Raw genomic sequence first — 1,495 nt, forward strand, 5'->3', positions numbered from 1 at the left:
CCCCCCGTTATGTTCTTCGCGGTCCTGCAAGAGGGCCGCTGGCCTCCGGGCCCGGCATGACTGTTCCCCCCTGTCGAACCGATGACCTGGGGGGTGGTGTCACCGGGCCCGAGAGGCGCCGTTGGAGACGCTGATGAGAGGTCCGACTACCGCCTGGCCTGGCGCAATGCCCGGCCGCTTGCGGGCGGCAGGTCTGCATAACGTGGATGCGCGCATACGACGCCAACGCCATGGCCAGCACCGCACGAACCCCGTTCGGGAGGATGGGTTGGATGACATTGACGAGGTGGGCGTCTTCCTCGGTCTGGACGTCGGCAAGAGCGCCCATCACGGGCACGGACTGACCCCGGCCGGGAAGAAAGTCTTCGACAAGCAACTGCCCAACAGCGAGCCGAAGCTGCGGGCCGTCTTCGACAAGCTGGCCGCGAAGTTCGGCACCGTGCTGGTGATCGTGGACCAGCCCGCCTCGATCGGAGCCCTGCCCCTGACGGTCGCCCGGGACGCCGGCTGCAAGGTCGCCTACCTGCCCGGCCTGTCCATGCGGCGGATCGCCGATCTCTACCCGGGCGAGGCGAAGACCGACGCGAAGGACGCCGCGGTGATCGCTGACGCCGCCCGCACCATGCCGCACACCCTGCGCTCGCTCCAGCTGACCGACGAGATCACCGCCGAGCTGACCGTTCTGGTGGGCTTCGACCAGGACCTGGCAGCCGAGGCCACCCGCACCTCCAACCGGATACGCGGCCTGCTCACCCAGTTCCACCCCAGCCTGGAACGCGTCCTCGGGCCGCGCCTGGACCACCCCGCGGTCACCTGGCTGCTGGAACGTTACGGATCCCCGGCCAGCTTGCGAAAGGCCGGTCGCCGCAAGCTGGTTGAGGTGATCCGGCCCAAGGCTCCGCGCATGGCTGCCCGGCTGATCGACGAGGTCTTCGACGCACTCGACGAGCAGACCGTCGTGGTCCCGGGCACCGGCACCCTCGACCTCGTGATCCCCTCCCTGGCCCGCTCGCTCGCCGCCGTCCACGAACAGCGACGAGCCCTGGAAGCACAGATCGGGCAGCTGCTGGAGGCTCACCCTCTTTCCGCGGTCCTGACCTCGATTCCGGGGGTCGCGGTCAGGACCGCCGCCACCTTGCTGGTCACCGTCGGCGACGCAACCAGCTTCCCAACCGCCGCCCACCTCGCCTCCTACGCCGGTCTCGCCCCCACGACCAAGTCGTCGGGGACCTCGATCCACGGCGAACACGCGCCCAGAGGTGGCAACCGGCAGCTGAAACGCGCGATGTTCCTGTCCGCGTTCGCCGCCCTGCACGATCCCGCCTCCCGCACCTACTACGACCGATGCCGGGCCCGCGGCAAGACCCACACCCAGGCACTTCTCCGCCTGGCCCGACAGCGCATCAACGTGCTGTTCGCAATGCTCCGCGACGGCACCATCTACGAACCCCGAACCCCACGCCTCGCTTGACGAAAGACATAGAGGCACCCCCCC

General features: G+C 69.0%; 1 protein-coding gene. It reads left to right on the plus strand.

The features are described 5' to 3' along the window. The first annotated feature begins 268 nt into the window (after nucleotides 1-268). The gene (locus K4G64_RS39195) at nucleotides 269-1,471 is read left to right on the plus strand and encodes an IS110 family transposase (RefSeq protein WP_221760606.1); all 1,203 of its coding nucleotides are present in this window, start codon (nucleotides 269-271) and stop codon (nucleotides 1,469-1,471) included. Nucleotides 1,472-1,495: the final 24 nt, after the last annotated feature.

The organism is Streptomyces sp. WAC04114, assembly GCF_019733245.1.
GTDB classification, from domain to species: Bacteria; Actinomycetota; Actinomycetes; order Streptomycetales; family Streptomycetaceae; genus Streptomyces; species Streptomyces massasporeus_A.